This window comes from Streptomyces sp. NRRL S-646 (assembly GCF_000720765.1).
In the GTDB taxonomy this organism is placed as follows: Bacteria; Actinomycetota; Actinomycetes; order Streptomycetales; family Streptomycetaceae; genus Streptomyces.
The window spans coordinates 63,089-79,631 of the sequence record NZ_JODC01000020.1; the positions used below are offsets into that span (position 1 = coordinate 63,089).

Below are 16,543 nucleotides of genomic sequence, written 5' to 3' on the forward strand. Positions count from 1 at the left end.
CCGCCATTCCCGAAGGTGAGCCCCATGACCACCCTTCACCTGGAACACACCTCCCACGCCCACGCCCACGGCCCCGACTGCGGACACACACAGGTGCCGCACGGGGATCACGTCGACTACGCGCACGACGGGCATCTGCACCGCGAGCACGGCGGCCACTGGGACGAGTGCGAGCCGGACGGGCACGCACCCCACGAGGGCCACGACCACCGGCACGGCGAGGGCTGCGGGCACGAGAGCGTCCTGCACGGCGACCACGTCGACTACCTGCACGACGGCCATCGGCACGCCCCGCACGACGGCCACTGGGACGACCACTGAAACCGGCCGGAACCGGTCGGCCGACAGCTCCCGCGCCACTGCGCCGGGAGCTGTCGCCTTATCGTGGCTCAGATCACGTTCGCCGCACACACTGGACGACATACCGACCGGTCGGCATCATGGTCGGGAACCGTTCTGACGCCCGTAAGGAGCACCGATGAGCCCCGACCACCCGCCAGGTCTCGATCTCGACCGGCTGCGCGGCCTGCTGGACCAGGAGCGGCCCGGCCTGGTGCACGGCCCCCTGACCGGCCGGCTGATCGAGGGCGGACGGTCGAACCTCACGTACGCGGTCACGGACGGCACCTCGAAGTGGGTCGTGCGCCGGCCCCCGCTCGGCCATGTCCTGGCCACCGCGCACGACATGAAGCGCGAGCACCGGGTGATCAGCGCACTGCACCCGACGGACGTGCCCGTGCCGCGCCCGGTGCTGCTGTGCGAGGACGAGGAAATCCTCGGGTCGCCGTTCTACGTCATGGAGTTCGTGGAGGGCACGCCGTACCGCACGGCCGACCAGCTCGCCCCGCTCGGCCCGGACCGCACCCGGGGCGCCGTGCTGTCCCTGGTGGACACGCTCGTCGAGCTGCACGCGGTGGACCCCGCCGAGGTGGGCCTCGCCGACTTCGGCCGCCCCGAGGGCTTCCTGGACCGGCAGTTGCGCCGCTGGGGCAAGCAGCTGGACGCCTCCCGCAACCGCGACCTGGCCGGCATCGACGAGCTGCACGCGTCGCTGGGCCGCCGGCTGCCTGCCTCCCCCGCACCGGCCGTGGTCCACGGCGACTACCGGCTCGACAACGTGCTCATCGGCCCTGCGAGTGAGCCGGAGGGGCGCGCCGGTGTCGAGAGGTCGAGCGCGCGGAGGCCCGAAGGGCTGAGCACGGTCGGGCTCTCGACACCGGCACAGAGCGCCCCGGAGGCGAACGAGCCAGAAAAGGGTGCCGACAAGATCAAGGCGATCCTCGACTGGGAGATGTCCACGCTCGGCGACCCGCTCACCGACCTGGGCCTGCTGGTGATGTACAGCATGCCGCTGGGCATGCCCGACTCCCCGGTCTCCACGACCGCCGAGGCCCCCGGACACCCGGATCCGGCCGAGCTGATCGAGCGGTACGCCGCGCGCTCGGGGCGCGACGTCTCGGCCGTCTCCTGGTACACGGCGTTCGCCTGGTTCAAGCTCGCCGTGATCCTCGAGGGCATCCACTACCGCTACACGCTGGGCCAGACGGTCGGCCGCGGCTTCGACCGCATCGGTGACCTGGTGCCCGTCTTCATCGAGCACGGCCTGACCACTCTTCAGGAAGGCTGACAGACCATGGACTTCGCGTTCGACGCGCGCACGGAGGAACTGCGCGCCAAACTGCTCGCCTTCATGGACGAGTACGTCTACCCGGCCGAGGCGGTGGCGGAGGAGCAGCGCACCGCGCTCGCGTCCCCCTGGGACACCCCGGCCGTGGTCGAGGAGCTCAAGGCGGAGGCACGCAGGCAGGGCCTGTGGAACCTCTTCCTGCCGGACGCCGAGCACGGCGCCGGGCTGACCAACCTCCAGTACGCACCGCTGGCCGAGATCACCGGCCGCAGCCCGCAGTTGGCGCCGACGGCCACGAACTGCGCGGCGCCCGACACCGGCAACATGGAAGTGCTCGCGCAGTTCGGCGACGAGCAGCAGAAGAAGCAGTGGCTGGAGCCGCTGCTGGCGGGCGAGATCCGCTCGGCGTTCGCGATGACCGAGCCGGAGGTGGCCTCGTCCGACGCCACCAACATCACCACGCACATCGAGCGGGACGGCGACGAATACGTCATCACCGGCCGCAAGTGGTACATCTCCGGGGCGATGAACCCGGACTGCAAGATCTTCATCGTGATGGGCAAGACGAACCCGGACGGCGAGGACATCCGCCGCCAGCAGTCCATGGTGCTGGTCCCCCGTGACACCCCGGGCGTCACCGTCAAGCGCGCCATGCAGGTCTTCGGCTACGAGGACCACTACCACGGCGGCCACGCCGAGGTGATCTTCGACCAGGCGCGCGTGCCGGTGTCCAACCTGATCGGCGAGGAGGGCGGCGGCTTCGCCATCGCCCAGGCCCGCCTCGGTCCGGGCCGTATCCACCACTGCATGCGGCTGATCGGCATGGCGGAGCGGGCCATCGAGCTGATGTGCCGGCGGGCGGTGTCCCGTACGGCCTTCGGCAAGGCGCTGGCCCAGCAGGGTGTGGTGCACAACTGGATCGCCGACGCGCGCGTGACGGTGGAGCAGCTGCGGCTGCTCGTGCTGAAGACGGCCTGGCTGATGGACACGGTCGGCAACAGGGGCGCCCACGCGGAGATCCAGGCCATCAAGATCGCCACGCCCCGCGCGGTCGTCGACATCATCGACCGGGCGATCCAGCTGCACGGCGCGGGCGGAGTCAGCCAGGACTTCCCGCTGGCCGAGCTGTACGCCGGAGCCCGGACCCTGATGATCGCGGACGGCCCGGACGAGGTGCACCAGCGGTCGCTGGCGCGGCGGGAGCTGAAGAAGTACCTGGTCTAGCAGGACAGTCGAGCAGGGGCTGGGGCCCGTCACCGGAAGGCGACGGGCCCCAGCCCTTTCCCGTCCCCGCTCCTGCCCGAAATCCTCACCTCCACTTTAACCTGACATGCGTAAGGTGACAGCTGTAAGTTCATCGGCGTCGAAAGGTGTGGACATGAGGATCGACATCGACGAGGAGAAGTGCTGCGGGGCGGGCCAGTGCGTGCTGGCTGCACCCGAGGTGTTCGACCAGCGCGACGAGGACGGCATCGTCGTACTGCTGGATCCCACACCTCCGGCCGGGCAGTTCGCCGCGGTGCAGGAGGCCGCTCAGCTGTGCCCGGCCGCCGCCATCGTCGTGGCGGAGGACTGAGGTGGCGGTCGGTCCGCTCCCCCGCCGTGTCGTGGTGGTGGGAGCCTCGGCCGCCGGGCTCGCGGCGGCCGAGGAACTGCGTCGGCGCGGCTTCGACGGGGAACTGACCCTGATAGGCGACGAGCCGGGCCTGCCGTACGACCGTCCCCCGCTGTCGAAGCAGCTGTTGTCGGGCCAGTGGGACGCGGACCGGCTCCTGCTGCGGCCTCGGGAGCGGTGGGACGACCTCCGTGTCGTGCACCGGCCGGGCACGGCGGCGGTGGGCCTGGACACGGGGGCGAGAACGGTACGGCTGGCCGACGGCGGGACCTGTGCGTACGACGCCCTCGTCATCGCCACCGGCGCCCGGGCCGTGCACCCGCCGGCCCTGGGAGCCGGGCTGTCCGGTGTGCAGGTACTGCGGGATCTGCGGGATGCCCTGGAGCTCAAGGAGGCGCTGACGCGCGGTGGCCGACTGGTCGTGGTCGGTGCCGGGTTCCTCGGTGCGGAGGCGGCCGCGGTCGCGCGGGGCATGGGCGTTCCCGTGACGATGATCGACCCGCTGCCGCTGCCCATGGTGGGCGTTCTCGGCGCGGAGGTGGCCGGGCTGCTCGCCGCACGACACCGGGTGAACGGCGTGGACCTGCGCTGCGGCAACGGCGTCAGCGCGGTCCTGGCCGAGGGCGGCCGGGCAACAGGCGTGGTCCTGGACGACGGCAGCCGGGTCGAGGCGGCCACCGTGCTGGTCGCCGTCGGCGCCCGGCCGGCGGTGGACTGGCTCGACGGCTCCGGCGTACCGCTCGGCAGCCGTGAACGGCACGGCGTCGAGGGCGTGTTGTGCGACCCGCGCGGCGAGGCCGCCGACGGCGTGTGGGCCGCGGGCGACGTGGCCGCCTGGCAGAACCCGTCCTACGGCCGCCCGGTACGGACCGAGCACCGGCTCTCCGCAACCGAGCAGGGCCGGGCGGTCGGCGCGGCGATCCTCGGCCAGGAGGCGCCGCCGGCCGGGCCGGCGTACTTCTGGTCCGACCAGTACGACCTCAAGCTGCAGTCGTACGGCCGCACGGGCGGCGCCCTGGCCTTCGCGGTCGTCGAAGGCTCCCTGACCGAGGGCCGGTTCGTCGGTGTCTACGGGCCGCCCGGCACCGCGGGCCGCCCGAAGCGGGTCGAGGGCGTCATCGCAAACGGCATGGCCCGCGCTCTGCGCGACTGGCGGCAGGCCGTGCTCGCCGGTGCGCCGCTGCCCGCGCAGGACCTCACCATCTCACCCCACTGAGCGAGGAGTTCGTATGACATCCCCTGCCGGCACCACGTCCGACGCCCAGGAATCCCCCTTCTTCCCGGCGCCGCGCACCTGCCCCTTCGGCGCTCCCCCGCGATACACCGAGTTCCGCGAGGCCGGCGGACTGCACAAGGTCACCATCTGGGACGGCTCCCGGCACTGGCTGGCCACCCGGCACGAGGACATCAGGGCCGTGCTGGGCAGCCCCCACTTCTCGGCCGACGTCCGCACCCCCGGCTTCCCGCTGGTGCACTCCAACCAGCGCGAGCACGAGGGCGGCCTGTTCCTGCGGCTGGACGACCCCGAGCACGCCCGACTGCGGCAGCTGCTCACCCGCGAGTTCAGTGTCCGGCGCACCCGGGGGATGAGCGACCAACTCCTCTCGGTCACGGACGAGTTGATCGACGCCATGCTAGCCAAGGACGGACCGGTCGACTTCATCAGGGACTTTGCGCTCCCCCTGCCGTCACGGGCGATCTGCGTCATCCTCGGCGTGCCCTACGAGGACCACGAGATGTTCCAGCGGCACGCAGACGCGGGCACCGACCTGGGCATCTCCCACGAGGAGCGCGCCCGGGCCCAGGCGGAGGCGTTCGCCTACTACACCGCCCTCGTCGAGCGGAAGCGACGCGAGCCGGGCGAGGACATGGTGAGCCGGCTGATCGCCGAGGCCACCGGGCCTGAGGGCTTCACACTCGAACAGCTTCCGGTCCTGGTGGGCATCCTGGTCGGCGCGGGTCACGAGACCACCGCGAACATGCTGGGCCTCGGCCTCACCGCCCTGCTCCACAACCCGGGACAGCGCGAACTGCTCGCTTCCCGCCCGGAGTTGGCGCTCGACGCGGCCGAGGAGATGCTGCGCTACTGGGGAATCGTCTCCACGGACCCGCGCCGCGTCGCGCTCGAAGACGTCGAGATCGGCGGCCAGTTGATCCGCAAGGGCGAGGGCGTCATCGTCTCGCTGGTCGCCGGCAACCGGGATCCGCGCGCCTTCGGTCCGGACGCGGACGAGGTGGACATCACCCGCAGGGCCCGCTCACACGTGGCGTTCGGCTTCGGCTCCCACCAGTGCCTGGGCCAGAATCTCGCCCGGGTCGAGATGCAGGTCGCCTGGCCCCGCCTCCTTGAACGCATCCCCGGCCTGCGCCTGGCCGTGCCCGTCGAGGAGCTGGAGTTCAAGACGAACTCCATCGTGTACGGGCTCAAGTCCCTGCCGGTGACCTGGTGAGCGGCGACGCGCCCCGCGCCGGCGGACACCTCGACGGTCACGGTGAACGGCTGAGCAGCCGCACCGCCCTGGTCACCGGAGCGGGCAGCGCGGGCGACCTGCCGGGCACCGGCGCCGCGACGGCACTGCTGTTCGCGGCCCAGGGAGCCACGGTCGGCGTCCTCGACGCCGACGCCGGGCGGGCCGAGCACACGCGCGCGCTCGTCGAGAAGGACGGCGGCCGGGCGATCGCGCTCACCGCCGACCTCACCGACGAGGACGCGGTACGCAAGGCCGTGGACCGGCTCGCGGAACACACGGGCCGGTTGGACGCGGTCGTCAACAACGCCGGTGTCAGCGGCGACGACGGCACCCGTGCGGGCTGGGACCGCGTGTTCGCCGTGAACGTCACCGGCGCGATGCTCGTGGCACGGGCCGCGCACCCGCATCTGGTGCGCGCCGGCGGCACGGTCGTCAACGTGTCGTCCGTCGCCGCCCTGCGCGGCTTCGGCAGTGGGGCGTACGGGGCGAGCAAGGGCGCCCTCCAGTCGCTGACGACCGACCTCGCCTATGCCTGGGGGCCGGACGGCGTCCGCGTCAACTGCCTGGTCCCGGGTCATCTGTACACGCCGATGGGCGATCACGGCGGCGACGAGGGCCGGGAGCTGCGGCGCCGGGCCAACCTGCTCGGCACCGAGGGCACCGCCTGGGACCTGGCGTGGGCGGCACTGTTCCTCGCCGGTCCCGAGTCACGCTGGATCACGGGCGCGATCCTGCCCGTCGACGCGGGCACCACCACCGCGACCGTACTGGCCATGCTGCCCCGGATCACCGGAGGGTCCCGATGACGAACACGGCCCCCAGCCGGCGCGCCGCCGGTGAACAGGTCGTCCGGGAGATGTTCGGCGAGACCTTCCTGCGCGAGCAGCTCACCGGTCCGGCCGACAGCGGAGTCGATCTGGCCCGCCTCGCCCTGGAGCAGTGCTACGGCGACATCTGGGCCCGCCCCGGCCTCGACCGGCGCAGCCGCAGCCTGGTCACGCTCGGCATCCTCATGGCGCTGGGACACCCGGCCGAGCTGCGCAACCATGTCCTCGGCGCACTCGGCAACGGTCTGACCTCCGAAGAGATCCTGGAGACAGCCGTACAGGCCGTCCCGTATCTGGGGCTGCCCGCCGCCGGGCAGGCCCTGGCCGTGGCGGCCGAGACGCTCGGGGAGACCTGAGCCATGAACCGGGGGGCCTCGCGCGATACTGCACAATGGCGCAGGTGAGCGAGGCGAAGAGCACCAGCGCGGCCGGCGGCCGCAGACGCAACCCGCGCGGTCAGGGCGAGAAACTCCGTAGCGAGATTCTCGCCGCCACCGAACGCCTGCTCGACCAGAAGCTCGGTGAGGACGCCCTTCCGGTCTCCCTGCGGGAGGTGGCACGCGAGGTCGGCATCGCCGCCCAGAGCATGTACCTGCACTTCTCCGACAAGGAGGAGCTCGGGCACGCGGTGGTGGCGGCCGGCTACGAGCGTCTGGTGACCGCAATGCAGGAGGCCGACACCAGGGCCGAGGCGGCGGGCGAAGGAGCCGAGGGACGGCTGCGCTCCCAGTGCGCGGCGTTCTGCGACTTCGCTCGCAGCCACCGCGGAGTCACGCGGCTGATGTTCGGACAGGACGCCGGCCGGTTCGGCCCGGCCGGCCAAGTGCACCCCGCCCGCGTCCTGTGGGAACAGTGGCTGGCCGCGGTCACCGTCTGCGTGGAGGCCGGACTGCGCTGGCCGGACGGAACGGAGGAGACCGCGATGCGCCTGTGGTCCGCGCTCTTCGGCCGGTTCGCGCTGTGGGCCGGTTCGTTCGGCGAGCGGCGCCCCGATGCGCTGAACGACTTCGTGAACCGTACTGTCGACGCGCTGCTGCGGGACGCCCGGCGGTAGGAGACGTCCGTCAGGGACGCAGGGCCCGCAGGAGCAGGTCCGCCAGATGGTCGGCGACCTCCTGCGGGCTCATCGGCCCGTCCGGGCGGTACCACGTCGACAGGTGATGGACCGAGCCGAAGTGGTAGTCCACCACCAGGTCGGCGGGGGTCGCCTTGGAGAAGACCCCCGCCTGCTGGCCCTCCTCCACCAGCGCACGGAAGCGCTCGTGGTACTTCCGCCGCTCGGCGCGCACCTGCTTGTTCTTCTCCGGGCTCAGGTGGTGCATGGAACGGAAGAAGATGTTCGCGTCGTCGAGGTTCGCGATGGTCGTGACGACGACGTCGGCCGCCGCGCCCCGCAGCCGCTTCTCGATCGGCTCGTCGGCGTCCGCGAACGCGTCGAGGCGCTCCTGCTGGACGCGCAGCACGCGCGCGTACACCTCGTGCAGCAGGTCGTCCTTGGAGCCGAAGTAGTGGTACAGCGCCCCCTTGGTGACCCCGGCCGCCTCGACGATCTCCTGTACCGAGGTGCGGTCGTAGCCCTGCTCGGCGAAGAGCCGGGTGGCGGCGGCCAGCAGCCGCTGCGGGACGGGAGTACCGTCACCGTCCGTCGTTCTGGGCACTGTGCCGCCACCTGCCTTCCAAGCTCTCTGCCTGTATGGATGTGCTGTTATTCGCTGTCCTGCGGCCGGGAACGAAGCTCCCGACGGAGGATCTTCCCACTTGCCGTCTTCGGCAAGTCGGGCAGGATCTCCACCTGCCGCGGGTACTTGTAGGCGGCCAGTCTCTCCTTGCAGTACATCGCGAGTTCGCCCGGGTCCGTGTCGGCACCCGGACGCAGACTGATGTACGCCTTGACGGTCTCCCCGCGATACCCGTCCGGCACCCCGACGACGGCCGCCTCGCGGACCGCGGGATGCGTGTACAGGACGTCCTCGACCTCGCGCGGCCACACCTTGAAACCGGACGCGTTGATCATGTCCTTCTTGCGGTCGACGACGTACAGCCACCCCTGCTCGTCCATGAAACCGATGTCGCCGGTGCGCAGCTCGCCGTCCGGGAAGGTCTCGGCGGTCGCGTCCGGCCGCCGCCAGTAGCCGGGCACGACCTGCGGGCCGCGGACGACGATCTCGCCCTGCTCGCCGAAGGGCACCTCCTTGCCCTGGTCGTCGAGGATGCGTACGACGGTGTCGGGGCCCGGCAGGCCCACGGCCAGCGTGCCGGAGGCCGGGTCGACGGGTGCCTCCAGGCCCGGCGGCACGGAGGCGCAGGGCGCGGTGCACTCGGTCAGCCCGTAGCCGTTGCGGATGTAGGGCCCGAAGCCCGCCCGGAACTTCTCCACCAGGGCGGGCGGCACGGGCGCACCGCCGCTGGAGATGTTCACGAACGACGAGAAGTGGTCCCGGGTGGCGTCCGGGTGGGCGCCCAGCGCCATGAACGCGGTCGACGGGCCGACCGTGTAGTGCGGCCGGTGCTCGGCGAACGCCTCCAGCACGACACCCGCATCGAAGCGGTACGTCAGCACGAGCGTGCCCGCGCTGTTGAGACAGGCGCCGAGTTGGCAGACCATCCCGGTGATGTGGAACAGCGGCGCCAGCGCGTAGTACACGGGCGCGTCCGGCAGGGCGAGCCCCGTCCGCTGCCGCTCCGCGTTGTGCATGATGTTGCCATGCGTGTTGGTGGCGCCCTTGGGGGTGCCGCTGGTGCCCGAGGTGTAGCTGATCAACGCGATGTCGGACGGCGTGAGCCGGCGGCCCTCGGGCGCCTCGTACCCGGCGCGGGCCACGGTCGTCAGGTCGGCGGCGTCCGCGGCCTGCGGCAACCGCTCGAAGCCCAGCACCCGCGCGTCGCCACGCGTCTGGAAGTCCAGCTCGCAGGCGGTCAGCACGATCTGCACGGGTGAGTCCGCGGCCGTGTTCCGCAGATACGACTCCCAGGCCCGGTCCGAGCAGATCAGCGCCATGACCTCGCCGTCCCGCAGGACGTGCCCGACCTCCCCCGACTTGTACATGGGGTTGACGGGCACCACGATCGCCCCCGCCTTCCAGGCGCCCAGCAGCGCCAGCACGAAGAGCGGGGAGTTCTGCAGCAGGATCGCCACCCGGTCGCCGCGCTCCAGGCCGCGGGCGGCGAGATGCCCGGCGACCGAGTCGCTCAGCTCGTCGACCTCGCGGTAGCTCAGCCGCCCGTCGAAGTAGGCGAGGAAGGTGCGGTCCGGGGCCGCGGCGACGGACCGGCGCAGCGCGTGCACCAGGGAGTCGGCGGGCTCTATGGGGCCGCGCTGGGCATCGTTGAGCAGGGCCACCCAGGGCCGGGCGGAGTAGGGGGAGTCGGTCACCGTGCCTCCTCCCACTTCTGCTGGAGGTGGTTCATGTTCGTCAGCCAGTGGTCGGGGTGGGTGGCCCTGGCCTGGTAGTACCCGGCGACCTCGGGGTGCGGCAGGATCAGGAAGCGGTCCTCCTCGATGCCCTTGAACAGGGCGTCCGCGACGTCCGCCGGCTCGATGGCGGTCGGCTGCAGCACCAGGTCGCCTGCGGTGCCGGTGGCGGCCAGCATGTCGGTCCGCACCCCCTGCGGACAGATGGCGTGCACCTTGAGCCCCCGGTGCCGGTACGTGAGCGACAGCCACTCGGCGAACGCGTACGCACCGTGCTTGGTCACGCTGTACGAGGGCGCGCCGATCATGGTCAGCAGACCGGCGGCGGACACGGTGGACACGAAACGGCCGCTGCCCCGCTCCAGCCACTCGGGAAGCAGCTCATGGGCGGCACGCACGTGGGCCATCAGATTGACGTCCCAGGAGACGGCCCAGGCCTTCTCGTCGAGCGGCTGCCCCGGCCCGGCGTCCTCGAAGGCAACACCGGCATTGGCGCAGTAGACGTCGATGGTCCCGCCGAGCGCGTCCCGGGCATCACCGACGATCCCGGAGGCGTCGCCGGGCACGGCGATACCGCCGATCTCGTCAGCGACCGCCTTGGCCCGCTCACCATCCAGGTCATTCACGACGACCCGGGCCCCTTCGGCGGCGAACCGCCGGGCCAGCGCGGCCCCGATCCCACCCCCGGCCCCCGTGACAACCACACCAGCACCCTGAACGGCTTCCACCATCGGTCTCCTTCGACTGCGGCTCTGCTGCGAGGCCAGACTAACCGGTCGGTATGTAACTGGAAAGGGCCCACTGCAACGCCGTTAAGGGGCGCGGGGCTGTGTCGATTTGCGGCTCCGCCGCGCGGGCGCGAGCAACCACAGACTTCCCGCAGCTTCCCGACAACCTGCGGTAGCAATACCGTGCACCCCATGCGCCTATCCAGACGAGCCTTACTCGCAGCGACAACGGCAGCAGCGTCCCTCACCTCAGCACCACCGGCCTCGGCGGCCAACCCCCACAAACAGTTACGCACCGGCTTCGAACGCCTCTCCGCCGAAGGCTACGCACTCCTCGACGGCCGGCGAGTCGGAATCGTCACCAACCCCACGGGCGTGACCCGAGACGTCCACCACATGGTCGACGTCATGCACGCGGACACCCGGGTGAACCTGGTCGCCGTCTTCGGCCCCGAACACGGCTTCCGCGGGACCGCACAGGCAGGCGGCTCAGAAGGCCGCTACGACGACCCCGCCACCGGACTCCCCGTCTACGACACGTACCTCAAGAGCGGTCGGCCCCTCGCCGACGTCTTCACGGCATCCGGCGTCGACACCGTCGTCTTCGACATCCAGGACGTCGGCGCCCGCTTCTACACGTACATCTGGACGCTGTACGACTGCATGGAGGCCGCCCAGCTCGCCGGCAAACGCTTCGTCGTCCTCGACCGGCCGAACCCGGTGACGGGCCGCGCGGCCCAGGGCCCGGTGCTGCACAAGGAGTTCGCGACCTTCGTGGGACGGCAGCCGGTCTCGCAGGCGCACGGCATGACGGTCGCCGAGCTCGCCCGGCTGTTCAACGGGGAGTTCCTCGCCACCCCCGTGCCCCTGCAGACCGTACCGATGACGGGATGGAAGCGCTCGGAGTTCTACGACGCCTGGTCGCTGCCCTGGGTGCCGCCGAGCCCCAACATGCCGACGCCCGACACGGCGCTCGTGTACTCGGGGACGTGCATGTTCGAAGGCACCAACCTGTCGGAGGGCCGCGGCACCACCCGCCCCTTCGAGCTGCTCGGTGCGGAGGGCATCGACGGGAGGTGGGCGGCCGCCGCGAACGAACTCGGCCTGCCTGGTGTGCACTTCAGGGAGGCGTACTTCGCGCCGACCTTCTCCAAGTTCCAGGGGAGGACCATCGGCGGCGTCCAGATCCACGTGCACGACCGGGCCGCCTACGACCCCGTGCGTACCGGGATCGCGCTGCTGGTGACCGCCAAGAAGGTGTGGAGCGGCTTCGGCTGGCGGTCGGACAACTGGATCGACAAGCTCACGGGCTCCACTCAGGTGCGTACGGCGATCGACGCGGGCGCGGGCACCGACGAGGTGGTGGCGGGCTGGCAGGAGGAACTGGCCGCGTTCCGGCGGATTCGAAAGGAATACCTCCTCTACAAGTGAGTCGGGAGTATGGCCATCCCTGGCCGGTAGCAGGACGATGCGCCCACATCGCACTGCTACGGGGGACGAGGGGACCTGTCATGGCACAGCCGGCAATGAGCGTGACTCCTTACTGGGAGCTGACCTTCGACGCGGACGGGGACATCGACGGGCGGGAGCGGGACCGGCTGCTCGCCGAGGTCGGGGAACGCGGAGTCCGTGACCTGATCGTCTTCGCGCACGGCTGGAACAATGACCGCTCGGGGGCGACCGCCCTCTACAGCCGGTTCTTCGCGCTGGTCCCGGAGCTCGCGGCACAGGCGAAGATCGGGTACGTGGGTGTGATCTGGCCGTCGATGCGGTTCTGCGACGAGCCGATCCCCGACTTCCCGAAGTCCGTGGTGGCCATGGAGGCGGAGGCGGCGCCGGTACCCGCGCTCGACAAGGACACCCGCCACGCCCTGCTGGAGACGTTCCCCGGTCGGGCCACCGTGGTCGACCAGATCGCGCGGATGCTGGACCAACGGCCCGAGAACGAGCTGGAGGAGTTCGGGCGGCTGGTCCGGGTGCTGGTGGAGCTCGTACCGGGCGGGCCGCAGCCGCTGTTCGCGGCGGACACCCTCGCGGAGGGTGTCCCGCAGAGCGAGCCGGTGCTGTTCACAGGGGACACGGCGGCACTCTGCGACGAGTTCGCGCAGGCGCTGGCCGCCCTCCGGTCCGGTGGCGACACGGAGGGCTTCTCGTTGCCGAACCCCTGGGACGGCGCGAAGGAGCTGCTGCGGCAGGCGACGTACTACGCGATGAAGCGGCGCGCGGGCACCGTCGGCGAGCGCGGGCTCGGACGCGTGGTCGGGCAGCTCGCCGCCTCTGCTCCCGCCGTGCGCGTGCACCTCGTGGGGCACAGCTTCGGCGGCCGGCTGGTGTCGTTCGCGCTGCGCGGGCTGCCCGAGGGCGTGCACACGGTGAAGTCGGTGACGCTGCTGCAAGGGGCGTTCTCGCACTACGCGTTCGCGGCGCGGCTGCCGTACGACGCGCATGCGGGGGGTGTGCTGCAGGGCCAGCAGAACCGTGTCGACGGCCCTCTGGTGTGCTGCTACTCCCACTTCGACTCGGCGCTCGGCACGATCTACCCGCTGGCCTCGCGCATGGCGGACGACGCACAGGGTGTCGTCGAGGGGGCCGCAGAGGGCTTCGGCATCGGGGAGATGCTGGGCGCCAAGTGGGGTGCGATGGGGCACGACGGTGTGCAGGCGGTGTCGGGCACGCGCGCGTACAAGCTCGCGGACGCCCTCGTGAGCACTCTGCCGACCTCGGGTTGCGTCAACATCGATGTGGCGGCCGTGGTGAAGAACGGCGGGCCGCCCGCCGGTGCACACAGCGACATCGTGCACCGGGAGCTGGCCCAGGTGGTGCTGGCGGCGGGCCGCATCCACTGACCCGCCGCCGCTGGTCCGTCACCGATGCGAGGTGTACTCCACCACCTGCTGGAAGGTGGGCCGGTTCTGCCAGCTGATGTTGTAGTGCTTGATGCCGCCGAGCGTCCGCTGGACGATCGAGTCGGCGCACCACTGGTCGCCCGCCGAGCACAGGGAGTCGCCGGGGTAGACGGTCGACGCGGACGTGCCGGCCGCCGTCTTCAGGGTGCTGATCAGGATGTCCCGGCAGGAGCTGAGGCTGCCGCCGCCGCAGTACTTCTCCGCCAGCGGCCCCTGCACCGACTCACCGAGCACCGCCCGGATGTCCTTGTCGACGTAGCTCCACCAGCCGTACTGGAAGGAGCTGCCGGCGTGCGAGCCGGTCGGCCCGTGTGCGGCCGACGGGGACTCGTCGATGGGCAGGTTGTTGCTGAAGGCGGTGTACAGGTCGCTGCCGAGGCCGGGTTGGAACTCGGCCTTGACCAGCAGCGGCCACCAGGCGTCCAGGATGCGGATCGCGTCGGCGTTGGCGTACGTCTTCGAACCCGCCGACGTCTCCGTGCGCTTGGCGCCCGCCGTCACCCAGGCCTGCAGCTTGCTCACCGCGGCCGCGGCCGTGGAGTCGGTCACCGTGCTGCTGTTGATGACCTTGAGCAGCTTCGGCAGCACGTCCTCGGCCCGCAGGTCCTCCAGTGCCGCGTCCGCCATGGCCTGCACCAGCTTGGTACGGGTCACCCCGCCGGCTGCGACCAGCTTCTTCACCCGGTCCTCCAGCAGGTTGCCGCGGTGCACGGACCCGTCGCCCCAGGGCGCGGTCGTGTAGTCCTTGGCCTGCTTGTTGTTCCAGGAGATGTAGTAGTCCTGGTCGACGGAGTTCGGGTGCGCGGAGGCCGCGGTGTAGTCGGCGGTGTTGGTCGTCGGGTCCCAGTTCCTCCACTCGTACGCCGCCTGTCCCCACACCGGGAACTCGGCGTCGACGTCGCTCGCGCGCACCGGGTTGTTGCCGCTGTTGTAGTACGCGGTGTGCTGGGAGTCGGCGTAGAACCAGTTGAAGGTGTAGTTGATGTGCTGCGCCGCGCTCTGGAAGTCCTGCGGGCCCTTGACGTAGTCGGGGTCGTTCAGCATCTGGAAGCCGATGATCGAGTCGGCCTCGTGCATGTAGGACGAGCGCAGGGTGGTGTACGCGACCTTCTTGCCGCCGACGGTCGCGCGGTACTCCACCGGCCCGTACTTGGTCTTCCAGACTCTCATCGTGTACGAGCCCGCGGCCGTGCCGTCGGCGGTGGTCGGCTTCCAGGAGTTGGTCTGCTCGACCTTGTCCATGGCCGTGCAGGTGCCGTGGTACAGGTAGTGGTAGTCGTCCTGGCACAGCTCGACGGCGTAGGTGTCGATGATGTCCTGGCCGGAGGTGGTCGCGCTCCAGGAGTAGTCCTGGCCGCGGCCGAGTTCGACGTACATGCTCAGGCCCGCGAAGGAGGCGCCGCGGGCGCTGATTCCCGGGCCCTGGATCTCCTGGAGCATGAGCAGCTGGGGCGCGAAGTAGCCGGTCTGCGGGCCGAAGACGGCGATCGGGTGGCCGCTGGCGGTGTACTTGCCGCTCACCACCAGGGCGTTGGACATGCCGCGTCTGGCCGAGCTGAGAGCGTTCGCGGTCGCCGTCTTGGCGGCGGCGGTGGCGCTCTGGCTCGCCCCGGTGCCGGTGGCGTCGTAGACCAGCGGCTCGGTCGTCACCGAGCCGGAGTCGGGCAGCGCCTCGCCTGCCGCGGTGTCCGGCTTGGAGGCGTACGGGAAGCTCTCGCCGTTGTGGACGGTGAGGACGGCCTCGGGGTCGTTGCGCTCGCGGAAGGACTCCCAGACCTTGGTGCCCTCCGCCACGCCGTACTTGGACTGTGCGGCGATCAGCGAGATCGCGTTGTTGACCTCGCCGCCACCGCCGGCGCCGAAGAGCGAGCCGATGACGGAGCCCAGCGCCACCAGGTCGGTGATCTTGAAGTGGTCGATGGTCCCGGCGTTGGTGATCGAGTCCTTGTGACCGGTCAGGACGTACTCGCCGGGGAAGTAACGGCCGCTGTCGGAGGCGTCGATGTAGGCGTTGATGCCGGCGAGGTAGGCGTTGGCGTCGGCGAGGGCCTGCTGGCCGCGGGCGCCGTTCTTGGCGACGGCGTTGTCGATCTGGGCCTGCAGATCGGCCTCGTTGTAGGGGGCGTTGCGGTAGAACTCCTGCTCAAGGCCCTGGTTGGAGGCCGCGCCGCCCGCGAACGACGTCAGCTGGCCGCGTCCCACGTGCCGGAAGACGTCCATGAGCCACAGCCGGTCCTCAGCCGCGGCATACCCGGCGCCGAACTCCGTCCCGTATCTGGTGGTACCGGTGATGTGCGGGATGCCCGCCTTCTTGTCGCGGACGATCGTCACGTCGCTGCGGCCCGCGGGCTTCTCGGTGGAGGCGACTTGATCGGAAGAGACCCCGAACGACGCGTCGTTGAAGAACGTGTTGATCGTCGAGTCGGTGAGCGAGGAGTAGCCCTTGGCCAGGTTGGCGTACGGGCCGAGCTGGTCCTCCGCGTGGTCCGGCTGGGTGCCGAACGCCTGGTTGAGGAGGACCTGCGCGAGGGTCGCGTTGCCGTTCTCGCCGGGCGGCAGGATGTCGGAACACTGGCCGCCGCAGTAGTCGTTCGGGGCCGCGGCCGCGGCCGTCGCCTGGGTCAGCGGGGACAAAAGACCAGCAATCAGGACGCATATGGATGCGGTCTTCAGGAACCCGGCGAGTCTGCCGGGAGTTCTCAGTCTGTCTGGGGCGCTACGAGAGGTACGCCAGGGCATGGCAGCTCCTACCGACGGGGGTGAGCCGGGACGTTACCGCCGGTATCCCCGGGAGTGAAGATGAACATGCGTCAAGTTTTGGAGTGGGCGGGACGGCTTATGGAGGTCATCGGAAATCGGATGGAGCCGAATCGCTTGTCGATACGTCTATTCGGCGACGTCCGTACGACGACGCCGAAGTGACCGAAGTACAGGTGCAGGTGTGACGGAGGTGCAGG

The 16,543-nt window shown here is 70.6% G+C and carries 15 protein-coding genes; 11 read left to right on the forward strand and 4 right to left on the reverse strand.

What is annotated here, in order from left to right:
* The first annotated feature begins 24 nt into the window (after window positions 1-24).
* From IH68_RS0140375 to IH68_RS0140415, 9 genes are all read left to right on the forward strand, one after another.
* Entirely contained in the window at window positions 25-321 is a 297-nt protein-coding gene (locus IH68_RS0140375; RefSeq protein ID WP_030946155.1) for a hypothetical protein, read from the forward strand.
* A 157-nt stretch (window positions 322-478) separates the two neighbouring features.
* On the forward strand, window positions 479-1,627 hold the full coding sequence (locus IH68_RS0140380) for a phosphotransferase family protein (RefSeq protein WP_030946158.1): 1,149 nt from the start codon (window positions 479-481) through the stop codon (window positions 1,625-1,627).
* A 6-nt stretch (window positions 1,628-1,633) separates the two neighbouring features.
* Window positions 1,634-2,851: an acyl-CoA dehydrogenase gene (locus IH68_RS0140385; protein ID WP_030946161.1), complete on the forward strand. Its 1,218-nt coding sequence runs from the start codon at window positions 1,634-1,636 to the stop codon at window positions 2,849-2,851.
* 154 nt (window positions 2,852-3,005) lie between these two features.
* The gene (locus IH68_RS0140390) at window positions 3,006-3,203 is read left to right on the forward strand and encodes a ferredoxin (RefSeq protein WP_030946163.1); all 198 of its coding nucleotides are present in this window, start codon (window positions 3,006-3,008) and stop codon (window positions 3,201-3,203) included.
* A gap of 1 nt (window position 3,204) precedes the next feature.
* Window positions 3,205-4,458, forward strand: coding sequence for an NAD(P)/FAD-dependent oxidoreductase (locus IH68_RS0140395; RefSeq protein WP_199931977.1), 1,254 nt, complete (start codon window positions 3,205-3,207; stop codon window positions 4,456-4,458).
* A 13-nt stretch (window positions 4,459-4,471) separates the two neighbouring features.
* Entirely contained in the window at window positions 4,472-5,692 is a 1,221-nt protein-coding gene (locus tag IH68_RS0140400) for a cytochrome P450 (protein WP_030946169.1), read from the forward strand.
* Window positions 5,689-6,519, forward strand: coding sequence for an SDR family NAD(P)-dependent oxidoreductase (locus tag IH68_RS0140405; protein WP_030946173.1), 831 nt, complete (start codon window positions 5,689-5,691; stop codon window positions 6,517-6,519). The genes IH68_RS0140400 and IH68_RS0140405 overlap by 4 nt, the downstream gene beginning before the upstream one ends.
* A complete protein-coding gene (locus IH68_RS0140410) occupies window positions 6,516-6,896 on the forward strand; it encodes a carboxymuconolactone decarboxylase family protein (RefSeq protein WP_030946176.1) in 381 nt (126 codons plus the stop codon). Before IH68_RS0140405 ends, IH68_RS0140410 begins: the two co-directional genes overlap by 4 nt.
* 35 nt (window positions 6,897-6,931) lie before the next feature.
* Complete coding sequence (locus IH68_RS0140415; protein WP_030946177.1) at window positions 6,932-7,594, forward strand: TetR/AcrR family transcriptional regulator; 663 nt, start codon at window positions 6,932-6,934, stop codon at window positions 7,592-7,594.
* A gap of 10 nt (window positions 7,595-7,604) precedes the next feature.
* Here IH68_RS0140415 and IH68_RS0140420 read toward each other — a convergent pair whose 3' ends face one another.
* The 3 genes from IH68_RS0140420 to IH68_RS0140430 are packed head-to-tail and all read right to left on the reverse strand — an operon-like array spanning window position 7,605 to window position 10,683.
* Window positions 7,605-8,198 (reverse strand): TetR/AcrR family transcriptional regulator, encoded by a 594-nt coding sequence (locus tag IH68_RS0140420; protein WP_030946180.1) that lies wholly within the window; start codon window positions 8,196-8,198, stop codon window positions 7,605-7,607.
* A 47-nt stretch (window positions 8,199-8,245) separates the two neighbouring features.
* Entirely contained in the window at window positions 8,246-9,913 is a 1,668-nt protein-coding gene (locus IH68_RS0140425; protein ID WP_030946185.1) for a class I adenylate-forming enzyme family protein, read from the reverse strand.
* Entirely contained in the window at window positions 9,910-10,683 is a 774-nt protein-coding gene (locus tag IH68_RS0140430) for an SDR family oxidoreductase (RefSeq protein ID WP_030946188.1), read from the reverse strand. The genes IH68_RS0140425 and IH68_RS0140430 overlap by 4 nt, the downstream gene beginning before the upstream one ends.
* A 189-nt stretch (window positions 10,684-10,872) precedes the next feature.
* Here IH68_RS0140430 and IH68_RS0140435 point away from each other — a divergent pair, with 189 nt between their 5' ends.
* Window positions 10,873-12,111 carry an exo-beta-N-acetylmuramidase NamZ domain-containing protein gene (locus tag IH68_RS0140435; protein WP_030946191.1) on the forward strand — a complete coding sequence of 413 codons (1,239 nt, stop codon included), beginning with the start codon at window positions 10,873-10,875 and terminating at the stop codon, window positions 12,109-12,111.
* Window positions 12,112-12,191: 80 nt separating this feature from the next.
* Complete coding sequence (locus tag IH68_RS0140440; RefSeq protein WP_030946193.1) at window positions 12,192-13,526, forward strand: hypothetical protein; 1,335 nt, start codon at window positions 12,192-12,194, stop codon at window positions 13,524-13,526.
* Window positions 13,527-13,544: 18 nt separating this feature from the next.
* Here the strand turns inward: IH68_RS0140440 and IH68_RS0140445 are convergent, their stop codons facing one another.
* Window positions 13,545-16,325 (reverse strand): penicillin acylase family protein, encoded by a 2,781-nt coding sequence (locus tag IH68_RS0140445; protein ID WP_030946194.1) that lies wholly within the window; start codon window positions 16,323-16,325, stop codon window positions 13,545-13,547.
* Between the last annotated feature and the right edge of the window lie 218 nt (window positions 16,326-16,543).